The organism is Thermostilla marina (assembly GCF_054657455.1).
Genome location: NZ_BAAHYR010000001.1, coordinates 4,794,591 through 4,814,848 on the forward strand (window position 1 = coordinate 4,794,591; position 20,258 = coordinate 4,814,848).

Genomic DNA, 20,258 nt, shown 5'->3' on the forward strand with positions numbered 1-20,258 from the left:
GCCGTTTTTGCAACGGGGGTGTTGCCGGGGCTCAGCGGACGACGTCGGCTTCGATCTTGTAGGCGACGCCGCCGAATTGGGACTCGGTCGGCTCGGGATGCACGTAGAACTTGCCGCCCACCCCGATCTTTTGCGTCGAGTAGTCCAGTTCCAAGTCGTGCATCAACTCGACTTCGATCATCTGCGTAGGCTTGAGCCCCTGTTGGCAGAATTTGCAGTGGCTGATCGAACCGACGAGGATGAAATTCTTGATACGCGTGCGGCGATCGGTGGGCACCATGTAGCCCCACACGAAAACCTTCTTGTTTTCATCGCCCAACTGTTTGGCTTTTTCGGGGATTCGCTGATAGGGATCGTCGGGGGCGGGTTGTAGTTCGGCGAAGTTTATCAACTCGTAGCCCGGCGGTGCGTTGGCCAGGTAGTCGTAGATCACCCACGAGGAACCGACCAGTCCGAATACCAACGACATCCAAATTCCCGCCTTCGCGTAGGCGTCGCCGATGCGTACGTCGGGAGCCTTGCGAATCTTGCGTCGCGCCCGGATTCCCAACGCCAACCCGGCGATCGGCAGCGGGATCAGCCATACGGTAAAAAAGCACAACAGCGAGAGAATCCCGAACACGAGGCTCCAAACGGCGTCGTTTTCCACCTCGCGGTACCATTCCTGGAACGTCCGGCGTCGGCGTCGGACGGTGCGACCGGATTCGTGGGTTTGTTCGCTCTTTTCGGGTGACGGCATATTGCTTTCCCGGCGATGAAAAGCTCGACGGTGTGCAGGCGGCAAATATCGATACGAGGCGGCCGGTTGCGCGGTTCACGGTCACCGGTCGATCATTCGTGCCGCAAGGCCTCGATGGGATCCATTTTGGCGGCGCGGACGGCCGGGTACAAGCCGAAGACGATTCCGATGAACACGGCGATTCCGAATGCCAAAGGCAACGACCAGGGAACGATGACCGGCCGCATGGTCGTGACGACCTCGGGCAGACTCTCGAAGACCTTGGGCATGCTGTGATGGATGATCGCCTTGAGGGCCTCGCTGAACAGCGGACAGGTGAATCCGACCAGGATTCCCACCAGGCCGCCGACGGTCGACAACACGACCGTTTCGGCCAAGAACTGGCGGATGATGTCCCGCCGTTTGGCACCCAGCGCGCGGCGGATGCCGATTTCCCGTGTTCGCTCGGTGACCGTCGCCAGCATGATATTCATGATGCCGATTCCGCCGACCACCAGCGAGATCGCCGCAATCAGCCCCATGAACACGATGAACATCAATCGCGTGATGCGGGCTTGTTCCAACAGTTCAAGCGGCACGGTAACGCCGTAATCTTGGTAATTGTGGCGTTTTTCGAGAATCGCTTTGACCAATTCGGCGGTGGGAATGACGTGTTTTACCTCGTCGATCCGCAAGGTGATCTGGCTCAATTCGACCCGCTCGGCCTCGAACGATCCGGCACGGCGGGTGAATACCATGTCGCCGATTCGGCTCCAAAGCGTCTCGATGGGAATGTAGACGTCGCGGGAAAAGTCCTGGGCGGCGAACGAGCCGCCGATGGCCGCCGAGGGCATCTTCGGTTTGCACACGCCGACGACCACGTAGTACTGTTCCTCGACCCGCACCGCCTTGTCGATCGGATCTTCGAAGGGGAACAACCGCTCGGCGACCTCGGCCGAAAGGACGCAGTAGTTGTGGCGGCGGATACTATCGACCGGTTTGAGAAATCGTCCGCGGGCAATCTCGAGCCCGACCGTATCTTGGTACTCGGGCGTGCAGCCGACCAGCCGACCGTCGACCATCCGACCGTGATAGCTGAACCGGCTGCGCAGCTCGCGGATGGGAATTGCACCTTTGACGGTGGTAAGCGTCTCGGTAAGCTGCCCGAAGTCGGCGCGGGTCAAGCCGTAGGTCAAGAAGCCCGACGATTGTTGAATTTCTTCGGTCGGCGGCTTGATCGTGCGCACGATGATATTGCTGGCCCCGAGACTTTCGATCTGTTCTTGGGCCTTGCGGCTGATGCCTTCGCCGATCGCCAGTAACCAAATGACGCTGGAAACGCCGATCAGGATGCCCAAAACGGTCAGCAAAGACCGCAGCGGGTGCAGCATCAGGCTCTTGACACCCAGTTGTAGCGTTCGCAGCCAAATGCTCATGGTTGTCGCGTCGATTCTGTCGGGCCTACGAGCGAACCGGGGAGGAGGTCGCCGAAGTGTTTTCGATGACGGCCTCGATTTGGCCGTCTTTCAAGCGGATGATTCGTTTCGCCCTGGCGCCGACGGCATCTTCATGCGTCACGAGGATGATCGTTTTTCCTCGGGCGTGCAGTTGGTCGAACAACTCGAGGATTTCCTCGGTCGTGACCGAGTCGAGGTTGCCGGTCGGCTCGTCGGCAAGAATGAAAAAAGGATCGTTCACAAGGCTGCGGGCGATGGCCACCCGTTGTTGCTGACCGCCGGAAAGCTGCGTCGGCCGGTGATACAACCGGTCGCCCAGCCCGACCATCTCGGCCAGCTCGATACAGCGTTGCCGATTGTCGCGAGTGACTCTTCCTTGGTAGTACAGCGGAACTTCGATGTTTTCCAGTACGGTCAGTTGCGGAATCAAGTTGAACGACTGGAAGACGAAGCCGATCCGCGAGGCACGAATCTCGGAAAGGGCGTCGTCGTCGAGTGAGGCGACGTTCTGATCGCCCAGGTACAACTCGCCGGAGGTCGGTCGATCGAGACATCCCAGCAGGTTCAAGAGCGTACTCTTCCCCGAGCCCGACGCTCCCATGATGGCGATGTAGTCGCCTTCGGGCACGTCGAACGACACGCCGCGCAGCGCCCGCACCACTTCGCCGCCGAGATGGTATTCTTTGACCAGGTTGCGTACCGAGGCAGCCAGCGTCACCGAAGCGGTCTCCTTTAGTTGCCGTCGCCGGCTCGAGGTCCATTTCCGCCGGGGCGTCCGCCGCCGCGTGCGGCGATGCCTGCCTGCATTTCGGCCTTGCTGATCGCCCCGTCGCCGTCGGAGTCGTTTTTCAACATTTCGTCGCGACGATCGGCGGGAATTTCGTCGGCGTCGATCTTGCCGTTGTTGTTCGCATCGAGTGTGGCAAAGATGCGATCGACGATGGCAGCCGGATCGAAGCCGCCGGGGCCGCCGCCGGGTCGTCGGCCGCCTTCACCTGCGGCTTGCGGCGTTCCGCCCTCGCCCGGGCGTCGTCCGCGCGGTCCGCCCGCTTCGCCGCTCTCCTCACCGCCGGAACGCGATCCCGAAGCATCGGCTCCGGTCTGCGACGCCTCGTCTTCACGCGAGTGGACTTCGGCCATTCCGACCTTTTCGCGATAAGCGGCGGCATTTTGGACGACTTCGTCGCCTTCGTTCAGCCCCGATTTGATGATCACGACCTTATCGTTGGTCGAGCCGATTTCGACCGGTACCGGCTTGAGCTTGCCGTTCTCGTAGGTGATGCACCAGGTTTGTCCGCGGTGTTCGAAGACGGTATGAACGGGCACCATGAGGACGTCTTCGTAGCGCTCGGCGATGATGCGGACCTCGGCCGTCAACCCGGCTCGCAGGCCCTCGACCGGCTGCTTGATGCGGACGACGGTTTCGTACTCTTTGACGTTCGAGTTGAACCATGAGGTGGGCATCGGATATTTGCCCACTTCGACGACTTCGCCTTCCATTTCGGCCCCGTCGAGTGCATCGACGCGGATGATCGCCGGCGTGCCGACATGCACCAAACCGATCTTCGACTCGTTGACCTTGGTTTTCACCTGCATTTCGGCGGGATTGGGCAACCGAACGATCGTCTGCCGTTCCCGCACGCGGGCGCCGGGCTCGATGATGATGTCGTTTTGCCCGCGGACGCCAACGCGGTTGGCGTAGACGACTTGTCCGGCCGCCGGGGCGCGAATCGTGCACTTATCGATTTGCTCTTTGATGTATTCGAGTTGCTCGACCTCCAGGTCGTACGCATGTTGTTGCGATTCGAGCTTCGCCTTGGCGGTCTCGATATCGGCATCGAGTTGCCGGACCATCTTGGGTTTGGTGAATTGTTCGAGGACTTCAAGGGCGGTGACCGCCGATTCGAGTTCTTTGACCGCCTTTTCCAGGGCGAACTGGTCGGCTTCGAGTTGCGCTTGCGTGATATACCCCTTCTGCGCCAGCGACTGGCTATATTTCAGATAGTCTTCGGCACGCCGTTTGTTCTCTTCGGCGACAAAGACATTGATCTGGGCGCTCAGGTATTGTTGCCGGTACTGGCCTTCCAGATATTCCTTCTTGGCGATCACCGCCGTGTCGTAGGCGTTTTGCGCCTGGATGAGGGCCGCCTTGGCGTTCGCGACGGCGATTTCTTGCTTGGTGTACTGGTCCTCAAGCGCCGAAGAGTCGAGCGTGCAGACGATGTCGCCTTCTTCGACCCAAGTACCCTCGGGAACGATGTCGAGAATCGTGGCGCCGCTGCTGTTTTGGCTTTCGACTTCGCAAATGATTTCCACGTTGCTGGCGCTTTCCACGTCACCGCGCTCGGTCAGCTCATGGACGAAATCACCGCGGCGGACGGCGACCATCAGGGGCTTTTCGTCGGCCGCACCCCACGGCAACGAAAAGTCGGGCACCAAGGCGAACACGACCAGCGGCACGCCGACGACGACGGCGATTGCCGCCGCAATCACCCAGGTCGAGCGTCCTTGCCGATCGCGATCGATCTTCGACGCTTGTGAGCCGGTTCGCTGGGACATGATTCGAATACCTCTGTTTTATTCGGTCGCCGCGATCAGCGGGCCGAAGAAGGGATCGTTCGGAATGATGGCTTTGGTCACGGAAGGGTAGTACGGTGGACGGTCGTACGGTCGGCGGATAGAAGGCACCGAATAGGTTACCGGCGGAATGCCGTCGATAGATCGGTTTCCCCCATTCCCGTGGATGCAGCCCGCGCACACACCACCACTTTATCAAACCCCGAAACGCCGCCATGGGTTTCGGAAAGGTGTGTTCCGGTCGTTTGCCCGACCGGGACGCAGCCGTTGTCGTCGATCGACGACGTTGCGACGTATGTGCCGCTGGTACTTGATATTATATACAAGGTACGCTTTCGAAGGACGCAAAATCTGCCGATTCGGCGCGGGGAAAGACGGAAGGTCTGGGCGGTTTAGGCGGGCAACGGAATAAACCGACGCGCGATGCGCCCGATTGCCGATGATTACGACGGAGCCTTGATGGCGACCAGTTCGGCAACCGTGTTTCGCAGGTCGCGGACCTTGATCGGCATTTGAAGAACTCGGCGATGGTCGGCGGTGTTCGCAGCGAGGGCATAACCTTGCTGATGATTGTCGAGCATGAGGACCGCCGGCACCAAATGCGTGCGGGGATCGTCGCCCAGCTTGTTGAAGGCGTCGATGGCTGCCTGCCCGAGCTCTTGGGCATTGAACACAACGCAATCGATCATGTCCGGATCGTCGAGCAGCCGATTGACCGCCCTTTCGGGATCGGCCATCACGAGAACCCGATAGCCGACCTTCTTGAGACTGTCTCTCAATAAATTTTGAAGCTTGACGTTCGATTCGACGACCAGTACGACCTGCTGTTGCTGGAGTTCTTCTTTGACGTCGTTGAGCTTTTCGACGTGGTTGATCGTACCGTCGATCAGACGCTGAGCGGCGGCTTTCAGGTCGAGTGCCATTTCGCCCGCGGTCTGATAGCGGCGGGATGGTTCCAGCTCCATGGCCTTTTCGACGATCATGCACAGCGGCTTGGGAAGATCGGGCATCCGCTGGCTGATCGGCACGACGTCGAGCAGTCGGGCCTTGTTCATCCGCTTGATGCGGTCTTTCGTTTCGAGCAGCGGGGCTTCGCCGGTAAGCATGTGGTAATACATGCAGCCGAGGAAATAGATGTCGCTGCGGGGATCGCCCTTCGGGGCACCGGTGGCCTTTTCGAGTGCGGCGTAGTCGATGGCCCGCGCGTTGGGCGGCACCTCGGGCAAGTTGGCTTCGACCGCCTCGTCGACAGCGGCCAAGCCGAAGTCGACCAGCTTGGCCGTCCCGTCGCTGGCGATCAAGACGTTACTCAATTTCATGTCGCGGTGGGTCATGCCCTGCCGCATGGCGTAGTCGAGTCCCGAGGCGATATCCAAGGCGATGCGGGTGGCGACGACCGGGTCCAAACGTCCGCGGACCTTGACGAATTCCCGCAGGTTTTGCCCCTCGACGAACTCCATCACCATGAAGTGCGTGCGACCTTCGGAGATGACGTCGTACACGGCCACGATGTTCGGGTGCCGGAGGGCCATTCCGAGTCGGCCTTCGCGGACGAACTGTGCCGCCGCCTCGGGATTGTTGCTGTAGCGGTGTCGCAGAACCTTCAGGGCGACGACTTCGCCGGAATGCCTATGCTTGGCCCGATAGACGCGTGCGAACGAACCGGCACCCACCAGATACATCACGCAGTAGTCGCCGAAGAAGTACCCCGAGGTATCTCCTTTGAGCAGCTTGTCGACTTGGTAATTCGTGAGCAGCCCGCGGCGAACGAGCGCCTGACAAAACTGATCGCCCGGTACTTCTTGAGAACCGAACTCTTTTCGAACGTCTTCCAATTGAGCCGCATCGACCAAGCCCAGGTCGATAATGCGTTGCCCCAGTTGTTCACTGCTCATCGGCGACATGCCTTACCTTCTCCGTTCACCGGGGTAGATGAGAATCAGTGCTGCTGTTCCACGGAGACCGCGTCATCCTGCCCCACAGGTTAAGGTGGTTGACGAGTTTCCTCTGGTTCTTGCGGGACCGCACGGGCGCACGTCGATCGCGTCTTCGATGTATGAGCGCAACTTGAGAAAACACGCGAAGATGCGCAAGCGACCACCGGCCGCGATTGCGGATCGCCTCGTGAATTCGTGCCGGCCCGATCCTTCTATCGTATTCCGAGACGGCAAAACACGCAACAAACCAGCCCCCCCGTACGGACGGCTCGCCGCCTGCTTGGGAGTGTTTTTGGGGATATTCGCACAAGAAAGCTGAATCTTGGCGAGACGTTTCGCTTTGTCTTCCGCTCGGTTTCCGGCGAAGGCGGCGCATAAACAGAGCTCCGATCCGGGGCACATTCGGATCAGAGCTCTGTGTCGGAAACCGTCGCACGCCATGTGAATCGTTGCGGCAGGGGGCAGCCGTAACCATTCATGAACGGCGAACACGGCTTCCTGGGGCACCAGTGGAAGAGGAAGAGAGTGTATTTCAGAGGGAGGGGACGCCGCGCGGCGTCCCCTCGATGTCTCCTGTGCCGATCGTTGCCTGAATCTCGATATTGCCTGAACGATTGCGAATATGTAAGCCGGAAAAATCCGGGTTGTCGAGGAAAATCCGTCCTTAGATCGGTGTCGTCCTGACGCGCCCGCAGGGCTTTATGGTGAACCGTCGCAATGTCGCGGCGGGTTGGGAAGAATGCGAAGTCGTAGCTCAAAAGTCGTTCGAGCCGTCGATCTCGTTTAGTTTGCGCCGGTACTCGTCGCGTTCCCGGCGAGTCGCTTCGAGATCGAACATCATGTATTTCATGTCGAGTCGGAGTTGCCCCAAGGCGTCTTGGACCATGCTCAAGATTCGGCGTCGCCGCTTGGTGGCCTCGATGACGCGATTGAGGGCCGGTTCGACGATTTCGCGATACTGGACGGGCAACTCGCCGATCACCTGCACGAGTTCGCTCAACTCTTGGGGGACGGTTGCCTGTTGGGTCGGGTGAATCGGTCGCGGCTGGGTCATGGGGGCGTCTCCTCCGGTGTTGCTTGCTTCCGGTTGTTAAGCAATTGCAACGCCCGTACCCGAAACGGTCGACATGGCGGCATTCGTAGTTGTAAGTTGCGAACTCTCTAGAAGATACAAAAAATGCCGAAAACTTGCCGATTCGGGTGATCGTCCGCCGGTGTGTTGCCCCGAGGCGACATTCGATCTGGACGAAAACGGCAAATCCTGATACAAGCGGAACTTACGTCGAGAACACCGAACCGTTGCGGCCTGTTGCCCGAAGGCGACACTTCCCGTCTGCGGTGGCCGCACACTACCGGAACGCCGTCTCACCCGATCGACACCGAGTCGTCACGTCCCATGAAACGTGCTTCCCAATGGCAATCTCCCCGTACAGCTTGGCATTCCGATGGCTGTGCGCGCCGGTCGTTTGCGGTCGTTGCGGGAGTCATGGTGTTGTGGCTCGGGATGCAGGCGGGTTCGGCACAAACGATGTCGCCGGCAACAGAGTCGTCGAAGCCGCCGGCGTCGACCACGCTTGTCGGCGGCGTATTGATCGACGCGTTCGACTCGCCGGCGGTGCGGTGGAGTGCGATCGGCGGCGATGCCGTCTATCGTGAGCTTCAACACCGGCAGGTAAGCGATGTCGTGCATTCGCCCGGAGGGGCCGAATTCGTCGCCATCGAAGCTGGGCCGGGCACGGCCGTCTACTACGAATACCCCTTGAAACCGGCTCCGGTCATCGATGAAACGGCCGTCGAGTTGTGGGTTCGCGCCGATCGGCCGGGCGTTTCGCTTCATGGGATCGTCGTCTTGCCGTACACGATCGATCCGAACACGGGAAAGCCCTTGTCGTTGCGGATTCCCGGCGCGCAAGTTCGGATCACGCGGGCCTGGGAGGCCCTACGGGTGGAAGACTTTCCGGCGCACATTCAGCGTCTTGCTCGAGCGTTGCGGTTGGAGCTTCAGCAGAACATCGAGACCCGCGGTGCCTATTTGCGGGCGGTTCAAGTGAACGTGTACGGCGGGCCGGGAAACACGCAAGTTTGGCTCGACGATCTGTCGCTGGCCGGTTATCTGCCCGATGCACGTCCCGGTGGTGTGGCGGTCTCGCCGCCTCTCGGTTCCGTTCCGAACAGCGGGGCTGCGGCTCCCGTCGCGCCGCCGGTCGGCGGTTCCTTGGGCTCGGTGGCAACGCGCCCTGGGGCCTCGGCGGCACCGGTGGTCGGATTGCCCGGGCTTCCCGCGGCTGCACCGACGGCTTTGAACGGTACGCAATTGATGATCGAGGGGAACCCCTTCTATCCGCGGGCGATCGAGTACCAGGGCGAGTCGTTGGAGACGATTCGCCGTCTGGGGTTCAACACGGTCTGGTTGCATCGGGTTCCCGATCGAGCGTTCTTGTTGCAGGCGGCCGCGGCGGGGTTGAAGGTGATTTGTCCGCCGCCTTGGTCCGCCGGTCCGCAAGAGTCGGTCGTCACGGTCGGAAAGACCTGGAACGTCGTCATCGCCTGGGACTTGGGTTATCGCGCGACCCCCGAAGAATCGACGGCCTTGGCGGCCGACGCCCGTTTCGTGCGTGCGAAGGATCCGGTGTCGTCTCGCCCGTTGATTGCCTGGCCCGAAACGAAGCTGCGCGAGGCCAGCCGAGCGGTCGACATCGTCGTGTTGGGGCGGGAGCCTTGCGGAACGAGTCTCGAGCTGGTCGATTATGCCGCCTGGCTGCGGACCCGTCCCTTGCTTGCCCGGCCGGGAACGCCGCTTTGGACGGTCGTCCAAACCCAACCCGATCCCGTACTCCTCGAGCAGTGGCAAGCCGCAGGAGCCGATCCCCGGCAGTTGGATACGATCGCGCCGGAACAAATCCGCCTGTTGACCTATTTGAGCCTGGCCGGAGGCGCCCGGGGATTGTTGTTTCGATCGCATCGGTCCTTGGAAGAAAACGATCCCGCAACGCGGATGCGGGCGACCGCGCTGGAACTTCTCAACAAGGAACTCGATTGCATCGAACCGTTCCTGGCAGGCGGCCGGTTCCAAGGGATGGTCGACGGCAGTGTACCTCAGGCGAAAGCGGCACTCTTCCGAGTCGAACGGGGACGCCTGATCGCCCCCCTTTGGCTCGATGCCCAAGCCCAATACGTCGCCGGACAGTCGTCGGGCGAGACGGTGTCGTTCGTCGTGCCCGGCGTGCCCGATTGGACGGCCTATCTTCTGTTGCCGGGCAGCCTGGAACCGATCCGGTATAAGCGTGTGACCGGCGGTGTACGGGTGACGATCGACGAATTCGGTCCGACCTCGTTGGTCGTGCTCACCCAAGATCCCTTGATCTTGCAGCGCTTGTCGCGAGCGACGGCCGAATCGGGGCGCCGCATGGCCGAGCTGCAACGCATGCTGGCGAAAGAACGGTTGGATCGCGTTCGCGAATTATATCCACGAACGGGCGTCGAACGCGAACAGGCCGGCGAATGGATTCGCGCCTCGCAACTGCAATTGCAGTGGTCCGAAGGCTTTTTCGCCACGAACGTGACCGCCGAAGCGTTTCTGGCTGCGGTGCGGGCGGAACGTCCGGTGCGTCTGTTGGAACGCGAGGTATGGCGGGAGGTCGCGCGGGCACTCGACGATCCGATCTCGATTCCCACGGCCGTGCGGTTCGACACGTTGCCGCTCCATCGCGCATATGCTCCCCGCGTGATGGCCGAGGTGGGAGGGATGAACCGACTGCCCGCCGGGGATTTCGAGGATCCCGCATTGGTGCCCCGGGTCGGATGGCAACACGTCGTGTTGCCGGTCGAGGGTGTGGTCGGCCGCGCCGAGTTGGCGTCGGCTTCCGCACGCACGGGACGATTCGGGTTGCACCTGGAAGTGCGCCCCACCACCGACGAACAGCAATTGTTGTTGGACGCGCCGCCGGTGGTAATGACCTCGCCTTCCGTCGAAGTGCGGGCGGGAGAGACGGTGCAGATCGACGGCTGGGTTTACATTCCACGGCCGATCACCGCCGGTATCGACGGATTGATGATCACCGACACGCAGCACGGCATGCCGACGGCGTTACGCCTGGGAGAAACGGTCGGCTGGCACCATTTCAGCTTCTATCGCACGGCGGCCTTTTCCGGGCCGATGGCCGTCCGGTTCTACTTGACGGGCATCGGGGAAGCGTCGATCGACGATGTGCGACTGCGCGGGCGCGCGGCACCCGGCGGTGTAGAACAAGCCATTCGACCTGCGGTCGGCTTCCGTCGCTGACAACCGCCCCGGAAATCCCGGGTACTACGACGCTGCCGGTTCGAGTACGGTCAGATATTGCCGCAGCAGCGCGAACAGGTTTTCGCGGTCGATCGGCTTGGTGGCGTAGGCGTCGCATCCCGCCTCGAGGCAGACTTGTCGATCCGACTCCATGGCATGGGCCGTGAGTGCGGCGATCGGATGCTTGTATCCTTCGGCCCGTAGCTGTCGAACGGCTTCGTAGCCGTCCATGACGGGCATCTGCATATCCATCAGGATCAGGTCGAAGGGTTCCTCTTTCTTCAAGGCTTCGATCGCGGCGTGAACGGCTTGTCGACCGTCTTCCACCGCCGTTACCTCGACCCCGGCTTTTTCGAGAATATAAGTAATCAGTCGGCGGTTTTCGGGGCCGTCTTCGGCGAGCAACACGCGCCCGCGGAATCGCATGCTCTTGGCGGCACGCTTCGGTGCGACTCGTCGTTCGGCCTCTTTGGGATTGTCGAGCAGGCGGATCCCGTCGAGCGATCCGACGTCGATCGTCACGCGGAAGGTGCTGCCTTTGCCCGGTTCCGATTCGACTTCGATGTCGCCGCCCAACTCTTGGGCCAGGCGGCGGCTGATGACAAGCCCCAACCCTGTGCCGGTTTCGTCGGCAACGGTTCGTTGTTCAAGTTGCTGGAAGGGCTGGAACAAGCGGGCGATTTGTTCTTTCGAGATGCCGGGACCGGTGTCGGATACCTCGAAGACCATCTGCGGACGGCCGGTGTCGACATCGATCGTGCGAACGACGATGCGTACCTCGCCGCGGGACGTGAATTTGACCGCATTCCCGACCAGGTTCAACAAGATTTGACGCAGTCGGACCGGGTCGGTGGTAATCGTTTCGGGGATCGGCGAGGCATAGCGGACGACCAGCTTCAGGTTCTTCGCGCTCGCCCGCACACGCATCAGCGAAACGACCTCGGACACAACCGTACACGGTGAGCATCGGACGGGGCAAATCTTGAGCTTGCCCGCCTCGATCTTCGACAAGTCGAGAATGTCGTTGATGATTTCCAGCAAGTGGCGTCCGTTGTGCAGGATGATGTCGACGGCTTCGGCATCTTCCGTCGACTCGAGGCGGTTTTGAAGGATTTCGGCGTAGCCGAGGATGGCCGTCATCGGCGTGCGGATCTCGTGGCTCATGTTGGCCAGGAACCGCGTCTTGGCTTGTTCGAGACGCCGCGCGGCCCGCTCGGCCAGGACGGTTTCGCGGTAGGCCCGCAGCGCCGCGAGGCTGGAAAGCGCGATGATGATCACCGCCAAAACGCCCCCCACGCCGACCGCTGTACTGAGGTCGGTCAGGGCTTGCTGCATTTGGGCGTGTCGTCGTTCGACCTGCGCCGATTCTTCCTCGTGTAGGGCCCGGATGACCGGAAAAATTTTCCCGTCATATTGGGCTTCGGTCACTAGGTGAAGATTTCGTTCCACGATTTGGGGATCGGCGATCGGCAGCCCCGCAAGAGCGTGATCGATCTCGCGCAAAAACCGTTCGTACTCGTGTTGCAACCCCGCCAGCTCGCGTTCCTCAGTAACTTCGGATGCCGAATCGTCTTCGTCGTCGACCCACTTTTGTTCCAACCGATTCCGTTGCCGGAGGTGGTTGAGAATGCTCGCCAATGTCTCTCGCGCTGCGGCATATTCTTCGTTCACTTCAGGTTCAATGTCGTGAAGGCGCGCGCATTCCCCGGCCTCTTTGACCAGGCGGAGTGTCGCGGCGTCGAGCGCGTTGAGCTGTTCCAGGGTCGCACGAGTGCTTTGCCACGCATCAAGTCGGGTTTGAAGGCGTTGCGTTCGCGTCCATACGACCAGCGCCACGGTTATCGCGGCCGACAGACCCATCCCGAGCCAAAGCAGCAATCGCGGATAGGTGTGAAGACGGCGAAGCGTCATTCCAGCCCCTCGAGCATGCCGTGATGTGTGTGCCGCTCGTGCGCCTCGGCACCGAATTCCCAGGTCAAGAACACGAATGCGCCGAGATCGGGCGCCTCTTCGTTCAGCCCGATCGGCAGTGAGACACCGAATTCGGTTTCGGGCCACGCCCGCGGTTTCCAATAGATTCCCGGAGCCAGACGAACCGGTGTTTCGCCGTGCTCTTCGATCTCCACGCCCAATTCCAGCAACGGCACGAACGGACCGATCTCGGTGAAGCAAGCGACATCGAATTGCGCCCCGACGGTCGTGTCCTCGTGTTCGTCCAACGGGTCTTCGATTTCGATCGCCGTGTACACGTTTGTTGCGAACAGGTCGTTTTCGCCGTACGCGACGAAGTACGGTTCATAAATGACGGCATCGTTGCCCACGTGGGGCGTCGCCTCGGGCAATCCAACGGTGAAGCCTACACCGTAGGCCGTGCGCGAGCAGGGATCGTTCCAGAAGTTGTAGTACGTATCCAGCTCGATGTTGCCCACGCCCTCGTGGTCTTCCGCTCCGTGTCGCAGAAACGTCGTCGGCACTTCGACACCGAACTGGAGACGGTCGGTGATGCCGTATTCGATCAGGGCGGGAATCTCGAAATCGTCTTCGTGTTCTTTGGCCCACATGAAGCCGGTGGTGACTTGCCACTCACCGCGTTCTTGCGGATAAACCGACTCCCCAAGGAACAAGTCTTGCAGGATCGGCTTGATCGACTCGCCGTAACGGTGTTGGGCCTCGGCCCGGTCGGCGAGAGAACACAAGGCGATCATTGCCGAGATGCCGAGTGTGACGATCCGTAGCGTCGAGATAGTCATCCGTGCGATCATTCGGCTTTCCTTCCTTTCGTTACTCCATACTTGATCTTCACACGAGAATTGAAACGAGACGGCCGTAACGTGCTGTCGGCGACCGGGCGCGGTGCTGAAGGACGGCATTCCGCGAGCCGGACGATCGCCGGAGAACCGCCGAAAGCGAGAGACAATACCGAGGGGCCCATCCGGAATAGTATGATCGGGAAGACAGGCGGGCGGCGGAAAGGCAAAGTGAGCTGCTGAGTCGTCGAAACGCTTCGTCTTCTACCGAAAGTGCCGAGTGCGACGGCCGCGACGCCCATTCCGAGGGGGCAGCAAAAGAAAAAGGGAGTGATCGGTGAATGTCTGACCGTCGGCGGCCGATCAGCGCAGGCGGGCGTCGATCTTTTCCCGCAGCTTGCGGCGCAATCGGCTCAGGTGTGCCCGCAACGGACCGGCGCGACGCCCCGTCCGCCGCGCAATCTCGACGATGCTCAACCCGTCCAATTGCATTTGAAAGATCTCGCGGTCTTCAGGATCGAGATGATCCAACAGGCTGTTGAGCAGTTCCTCGTCGTCGAGGTGTTCGGCCCCGTTGTCTTCGACCGAGATCAACCCCAGAGGGAGGTCTTTCTCGTCGGCCAATGAATAGACCTGCCGTCGCTGTTGTCGCCGCCAATAAAGTGCCACCTTGCGGCGGATGATCGTGGCCGCCAGCGCGACAAGTTGTTCGGGGGAAGCGAGATCGAAGCGTCCCGTGCGCAATCCGGGGATGAGCACTCGCTTCATCGATTGAACCAGGTCGAGCGTATCGACCTGCGAGCGCAGCATCGGGCCGAGAGATACCCGTGCGACGATGCGAAACTTCGATTCGCACCGTTCCAAAAGAGCGGTCAAGGCATCGTCGTCGGTCTGAGCGGCCTCGACGAGTTGCGCAAACCCCCGCTCGGCGGATTCCGTGTAGTTGACTGTATTCTTGCCTGCCACCAATCAGAGTCCCGTGTATTCACTGACGATGTGCAATCGGGCGGCAGCTCCCCACCGAAATCGAAAGCCCTTCCACCTGGGACGGGGTACGCATTCCCGTTGGGATTTCGTGCGTTCGATTCGGCGAAGGATATTATAATCGAATTGGGCGCGAAACAAAGCAAGAAACCCGATTCGAAGCGGTCCCCTCGATCGTGCTGCCGGTGGAACCGGTTTTTTCGCTCTTTCTGGGACCGATCGCACACGTGCCGCAAGACACCCACTTTCCGAAATTCGATCCTTCCGGAACCTCGCCCGACGAGGTCTTCGAGGAACGCTTTCAAGCGGCGTGCGCGGCGTTGGAGCGGCGGATCGCCGCGGGCAACCCTGCGCGGGCGGAGACGTTCATCGAGGAACTCGGCCCCGCGCGATTGACGAGCGAACAAGTGCTCGAACTCATCTATACCGAGTACGCGGCGCGCTGTCGGGCGGGCGAAAAACCGGATCTCGACGAGTACTTCGAACGATTCCCCGATCGGGGGAACGACCTCGAAGAACTTTTCTTTGTCCACGAAGCCGTCCACTCGCAGGCCGATACCCTCCCCTGGGGCCTCGCGGGGACCGATGACGCCTTCGACGAAACCGACATCGAGCACGATGCGGCCGATCGCGATCCCGATTCCGAGACCGAATTCGAGGAAGCCGAAGGCGAAACCTTGCGGCGCCGTCTGGCGCATTACGAGTTGCTCGATATTCTCGGTCAAGGGGCGTCGGGGGTCGTCTATCGCGCCAAAGATTTGAAGCTCAACCGCATCGTCGCGTTGAAGGTGATCCGCACGGGACCGGATCTCGATCGCTCGATACGCCGGAAGTTTCGGCGCGAGGTCGAAGCGGCCGCGAGACTCCGCCATCCGAACATCGTCCAGGTGTTTGAAATCGCCGAAACGGACCAGTGCCAGTTGGTGGCGATGGAGCTGGTGGAAGGCGGTTCGTTGGCCGATCGCCAAGATGCGGCATGGGAGCCGCGTCGCGCCGCCGAGCTGATTTTGCAATTGACCGAGGCGATCGCCTACGCCCATCATCGCTGGGTGCTGCATCGCGACTTGAAGCCCGCGAATGTGCTGCTGGAAAAAAACGGGACCCCGAAACTGGCCGATTTCAGCCTGGCGAAGATGCTGGACGACGACTCGACCGCCACGCGCGGCGAGGAGTTGATCGGCACGCCGTGCTACATGGCCCCGGAGCAGGCCGGCGGTCGGCCGTGGGAGATCGGCCCCCGAGCCGACATCTACGCGCTGGGTGCGATTCTATATGAACTCTTGGTGGGACGCCCGCCGTTTCGCGGCCGCTCGACGATCGACACGCTCGTGCAGGTTCGGACGGCCGATCCGATCTCGCCGTCTCGATTGCGAGCCGATTTGCCGCGGGACCTGGTGACGATTTGCCTCAAATGCTTGGAGAAAGATCCCGACGACCGCTACATGACCGCCGAAGAGTTGGCGGAAGATCTGCGTCGCTTCTTGCAAGGGCGCGTGATATTGGCCCGTCCCGCGCCGTGGTGGGAACACGTGTGGAAGTGGGCCAAGCGGCATCGCGACGCGGTGATCGCCTCGGCGGTGCTGTTGCTGGTGGCCGCCGTCATCAGCGGCGGCATGTGGTGGTATCGCGAGCGGTTCGTGTCGGCCAGCCGAGCCAGCGAGCGATGGGAGCAGGTCGCCCGCTCGCAGGCCGAAGAGATCGTCTCGCAACGCGACCGCAGCCGGCAGCAGGCCTACGCCGAGACGCTGGCGCACGTCCGTGAACTGATGGCGCAAAACCCGGCCCAGGCGCTGGTGATCCTCGACGATCCCGAGAAATGCCCGACCGATCTGCGCGATGCGGCTTGGCAGATATTGCGGACAATGTGCACCGCCGGTCGGACGACGATCGGCAGCCAGGCCTCGAAGGACCGTTGGATTCGGCGTATCGCCCTGTCGAAAGACGGGCGCCGCCTGGCCTGCGGAACCTGGAGCGGCGACATCGCGATCTGGGACATGGAATCCCGCGCCGAGGTGTCCAACCTGTACGGACACACCGACTGGATCGCCTGCCTGGCCTTTTCCCCCGATGGTCGACATCTGGCGTCGGCCGCCTACGATCAAACCTTGCGGATTTGGGATGCGGTCACTGGTGAGCAGGAATCGCAAGCGTTCATCGAGTCGGGCGTCGCCTGGTGCGTCGAATTCAGCCGCGACGGCGGTGTGTTGGTTGCCGGAACCGATTACGGATTGCGGGTATGGGACGTTCCCGGCGGATTCGAAATGCCCTCGCTGGAGGTCAAGCCGGGGGTGCGCTCGGCCGCCTTTTCTCCCGACGGTTCTCGATTGGCCCTGGGGTTAGGCAACGGCGAAATTCACATCGTGTCATGGCCCGATTTGGCGCCGCTGGAAACGTGGCGCGAGTTTCGCGCGCCGATTTTGTCGGTCGCGTTTTCGCCCGACGGTGATACGCTTGCGGCGGTCGGTGCCCGCCATTTGCTGTTGTACGATTTCGAAAACGCGGAAAAGCGGTACATTCGGGAAGCCCACTTGTTCCCCGTGCGTTCGGTCGGCTTTTCCAGCGACGGGACGAAGGTGATTACCTCGGGTGAAGACTTCGCCGCCCGCATCTGGGACGTGGAAACGCTATCGCCCGTCCGTGAGTTGACGGCACACTTAGGGCACGCCGTTTCGGCGGTGTTCGCACCCGACGATCACACGGTGTACACCGTGTCGGAAGGAATTCTCAGCATTTGGGATTTGAACGCTCCGGAGATTCCCGACACGCTGGGAGGGACGACGCTTCCGGTCAACGCAGCACAATTCTTGCCGGGTACGAATCGGCTGGTAACCGTCGAAGGCGGTCCGCCGGACAGCCTGCTCAGTTTGTGGAACCTGAACAACGGCAAACGTTTGGCACGAACGGAGAGCGGGCAGACGCAAGCGCGGCGGTTTGCGATCTTGCCCGACGGCTCGCAATTCGTGTGCATAGAAAGGAACGGTCAGCTCGTCCTCCGCAACGCCCGCACGTTGGAAGCCGTCAAGACGTTGAAAGGGCTGCCGGGCGGACCGGCCTCGCTGGTCGTGTCGCATGACGGGCACTACCTGTATTCCGGTCATCGCAACGGAAGCCTGTTTCGATACGATTTCGCGACGTCTACCGCGGAATCGATCGAGGCTATTTCGGGAGAGCAAGGTGCGCCGGTGATGCTGTCGCTTTCTCCGGTCGATGCACGTCTCGCCGTGGGCACCGATCTCGGCTACATCCAATTGTGGGATACGAACGAGTGGAAGCTCGTGTCGCAGACGCGGTTACAGACCCGTGCACCCGCCGACATGGTTTTCAGTCCCGACGGCGAATACCTGGCGGCGGTCAGCACCGCATTACCGGCCATCTTCTTGTACGATGCCCGCTCGCTCGAACTGATCCGGCAATTCGACGAAACGCCGTGTTTCATCACGTCGCTTACGTTTTCGCCCGATGGTCGCACCTTGGTCAGCGGCTCGCCGCCGCCGTCGCCCACCGGCCGCAGCGAAGTGCGTCTGTGGAACGTGGCCTCGGGGCGGTGTCATGCCGTATTTGAAGGCTTCGGGGCGCCGGTTGCGTTCTCTCCCGACGGGCGTTATCTGATCGCCCGCGACATCGACAAGCGGTTACGCATCTGGAAGCTGTCGCCGTGATCGCCGCAGGGCCGTTCGTTCTTTTCTGACCAGCCGTTTCGGCCGCCGGGGAGCTGGTGCATCTTCGGTTATGCGCGGTATGCAGTGTGCGATACCGTTTTTCACGGCTGGCCGTCGTGATATATCCTCTAGAAAACAAGTCGATTGCAGCAAACATAAAAAATCCTTGTCGATTCGCGAAACCTGCGGGCGTTTGCCGTGTTTAAGAGGCTTAAGATGCCGTGCGCGACCACGAGGGCGCGCGAAGGCTCCACGAACCGACAGGCCGACGTTCCAGGAAGCACGGCGGCCGGATCGTTTTCGCACATGCGCGGGGGTGAACGATGTGTCGTTACGGTTTCGACTTGAAAACGGCAGCCGTCGCCGTGTTTATCGGCGCGGCGTTGTGGGGGATGAGGGCCGGAGCCCAACAATCCGAGCCTTCCAGTTATGCGCCGGTGGTGATCCACGAGCGTTTCGAGGCGATCGTCGAGCGGATGCAGGCCGCCAAGCCGGCGATTCGCGAGGCGCACATGACATTGCTGGAAGAACGCTACGACCTGAGCGATCGGCCGCTCGAGGGCGTCACGATGTCGCGAGGCAAGCCGGTGCAGCAGGGCGTTCGCGTGAAGCTGCCCGAAGGCGTCTCGTCGTGGCAGGAGCTGGCCTCGCTGTCACCCGACGAGATTCGGCGTCGCGGATTGTGGCCGAAGGGCTTTCTGCCGTTGCCGCATCCGAACCATCTGGAAGGCGGGATGGTCTTTCCGCGGCATCATATCGATGAGATCCTGAAGCAAGAAGGCCGCGACCTCACCCGGTTCGATCTCGATTACGACCTCCCGGCTCACTTGCTGCCGGAATATCCGCCGGCGATCTTCCTGACGACGCGTCCCGATCTGGGCGACGTGTCGCACGGAGAAGTCGTGACGCTGCAAAACTACCATCGTCTGTTCAACGGGATCTTGAATCCCAAGCAGTTGGAAGGGTTGCGCCTGTTGGTGACGCCGTTTCCGCAGCAACAGTTCAACGCCACCGAAGACCGCCGCTGTCTCAAGCCGAGCTTGGGCGTCACCTGTTTCGACTGCCACGTGAACGGACACACGAACGCGGCCACGCACCTGGTGGGCGACATTCGACCGCAAGAATTTCGCCACCGGCTCGACACGCCGTCGCTGCGGGGCGTGAACGTGCAACGGCTGTTCGGATCGCAGCGGGCGCTGAAGACGGTGGAAGACTTCACCGAGTTCGAGCAGCGGGCGGCCTATTTCGACGGCGATCCCGTCATCGCAACGAAAAAAGGCGTGAACGTCTTGGAACGGGCAAGCCAGGTCCATTTCATGTCGGAGTTCCTGGCGATTCTCGACTTTCCGCCCGCGCCGAAGTTGAACGTCTTCGGAATGCTCGACCCAGAAAAGGCGACGGAGCAGGAGTTGCGAGGCCAGAAGGTGTTCTTCGAGAAAGGGCGTTGCGCCTTCTGTCACAAGCCGCCCTATTACACCGACAACCTGATGCACGATTTCCACACCGAGCGGTTCTTCGAACCGCACGCGGTGCAGGGCCACATGATGGTCGGCGACGGCCCGATCAAGACCTTCCCGTTGCGGGGAATCAAGGATTCGCCGCCCTACCATCACGACGGCCGTTTGTTGACGTTGGAAGACACGGTCGAGTTTCACAACCTGGTTCTCGGTACGAAGCTGACCGAGCAAGAGAAGGCCGACCTGGTCGCCTTCTTGCGATGTCTGTAATGATTCCGGATCGAGACTGCCGATCCATCGGAGGCGCCGCCGAGCGTTCTTCGGAACTGTAGGGGGCGGTTCATCGACGAAACTCCTACCTCCCTTCCTCCCACGCAGGGAGCGGGTGTTGTGCTGAACGAGGGTCGGTCGGGAACATCCCGCGCCGGCCCTCGGCTTTT

General features: G+C 61.2%; 12 protein-coding genes. 3 read left to right on the forward strand and 9 right to left on the reverse strand.

The features are described 5' to 3' along the window. Positions 1-31 precede the first annotated feature (31 nt). The 6 genes from ACYQ2I_RS17355 to ACYQ2I_RS17380 all read right to left on the reverse strand — a co-directional run bounded on the left by ACYQ2I_RS17355 (position 32) and on the right by ACYQ2I_RS17380 (position 7,743). Positions 32-739 (reverse strand): DUF4190 domain-containing protein, encoded by a 708-nt coding sequence (locus tag ACYQ2I_RS17355; RefSeq protein ID WP_460168295.1) that lies wholly within the window; start codon positions 737-739, stop codon positions 32-34. A 92-nt stretch (positions 740-831) separates the two neighbouring features. Beyond that, positions 832-2,154, reverse strand: a complete 1,323-nt coding sequence (locus ACYQ2I_RS17360) for an ABC transporter permease (RefSeq protein WP_460168296.1) — start codon at positions 2,152-2,154, stop codon at positions 832-834. A 25-nt stretch (positions 2,155-2,179) separates the two neighbouring features. Continuing rightward, on the reverse strand, positions 2,180-2,893 hold the full coding sequence (locus ACYQ2I_RS17365) for an ABC transporter ATP-binding protein (RefSeq protein ID WP_460168297.1): 714 nt from the start codon (positions 2,891-2,893) through the stop codon (positions 2,180-2,182). A 14-nt stretch (positions 2,894-2,907) separates the two neighbouring features. Beyond that, the gene (locus ACYQ2I_RS17370) at positions 2,908-4,734 is read right to left on the reverse strand and encodes an HlyD family efflux transporter periplasmic adaptor subunit (protein WP_460168298.1); all 1,827 of its coding nucleotides are present in this window, start codon (positions 4,732-4,734) and stop codon (positions 2,908-2,910) included. Between the two features lie 461 nt (positions 4,735-5,195). Next, complete coding sequence (locus ACYQ2I_RS17375; protein WP_460168299.1) at positions 5,196-6,647, reverse strand: serine/threonine-protein kinase; 1,452 nt, start codon at positions 6,645-6,647, stop codon at positions 5,196-5,198. Positions 6,648-7,443: 796 nt separating this feature from the next. Beyond that, positions 7,444-7,743 (reverse strand): transcriptional regulator, encoded by a 300-nt coding sequence (locus ACYQ2I_RS17380; protein ID WP_460168300.1) that lies wholly within the window; start codon positions 7,741-7,743, stop codon positions 7,444-7,446. Positions 7,744-8,175: 432 nt separating this feature from the next. Here ACYQ2I_RS17380 and ACYQ2I_RS17385 point away from each other — a divergent pair, with 432 nt between their 5' ends. Then, positions 8,176-10,971, forward strand: coding sequence for a hypothetical protein (locus tag ACYQ2I_RS17385; RefSeq protein WP_460168301.1), 2,796 nt, complete (start codon positions 8,176-8,178; stop codon positions 10,969-10,971). Between the two features lie 24 nt (positions 10,972-10,995). Here ACYQ2I_RS17385 and ACYQ2I_RS17390 read toward each other — a convergent pair whose 3' ends face one another. From ACYQ2I_RS17390 to ACYQ2I_RS17400, 3 genes are all read right to left on the reverse strand, one after another. Beyond that, a complete protein-coding gene (locus ACYQ2I_RS17390) occupies positions 10,996-12,882 on the reverse strand; it encodes an ATP-binding protein (RefSeq protein WP_460168302.1) in 1,887 nt (628 codons plus the stop codon). Further along, positions 12,879-13,733: a hypothetical protein gene (locus tag ACYQ2I_RS17395; RefSeq protein WP_460168303.1), complete on the reverse strand. Its 855-nt coding sequence runs from the start codon at positions 13,731-13,733 to the stop codon at positions 12,879-12,881. The genes ACYQ2I_RS17390 and ACYQ2I_RS17395 overlap by 4 nt, the downstream gene beginning before the upstream one ends. Positions 13,734-14,081: 348 nt before the next feature. Continuing rightward, positions 14,082-14,684: an RNA polymerase sigma factor gene (locus ACYQ2I_RS17400; protein ID WP_460168304.1), complete on the reverse strand. Its 603-nt coding sequence runs from the start codon at positions 14,682-14,684 to the stop codon at positions 14,082-14,084. A gap of 203 nt (positions 14,685-14,887) precedes the next feature. Between ACYQ2I_RS17400 and ACYQ2I_RS17405 the strand changes: the two genes are divergently transcribed. Next, the gene (locus ACYQ2I_RS17405) at positions 14,888-18,361 is read left to right on the forward strand and encodes a WD40 repeat domain-containing serine/threonine protein kinase (protein ID WP_460168305.1); all 3,474 of its coding nucleotides are present in this window, start codon (positions 14,888-14,890) and stop codon (positions 18,359-18,361) included. Positions 18,362-18,684: 323 nt separating this feature from the next. After that, the gene (locus ACYQ2I_RS17410; RefSeq protein ID WP_460168306.1) at positions 18,685-20,088 is read left to right on the forward strand and encodes a cytochrome B6; all 1,404 of its coding nucleotides are present in this window, start codon (positions 18,685-18,687) and stop codon (positions 20,086-20,088) included. The last annotated feature ends 170 nt before the right edge of the window (positions 20,089-20,258 follow it).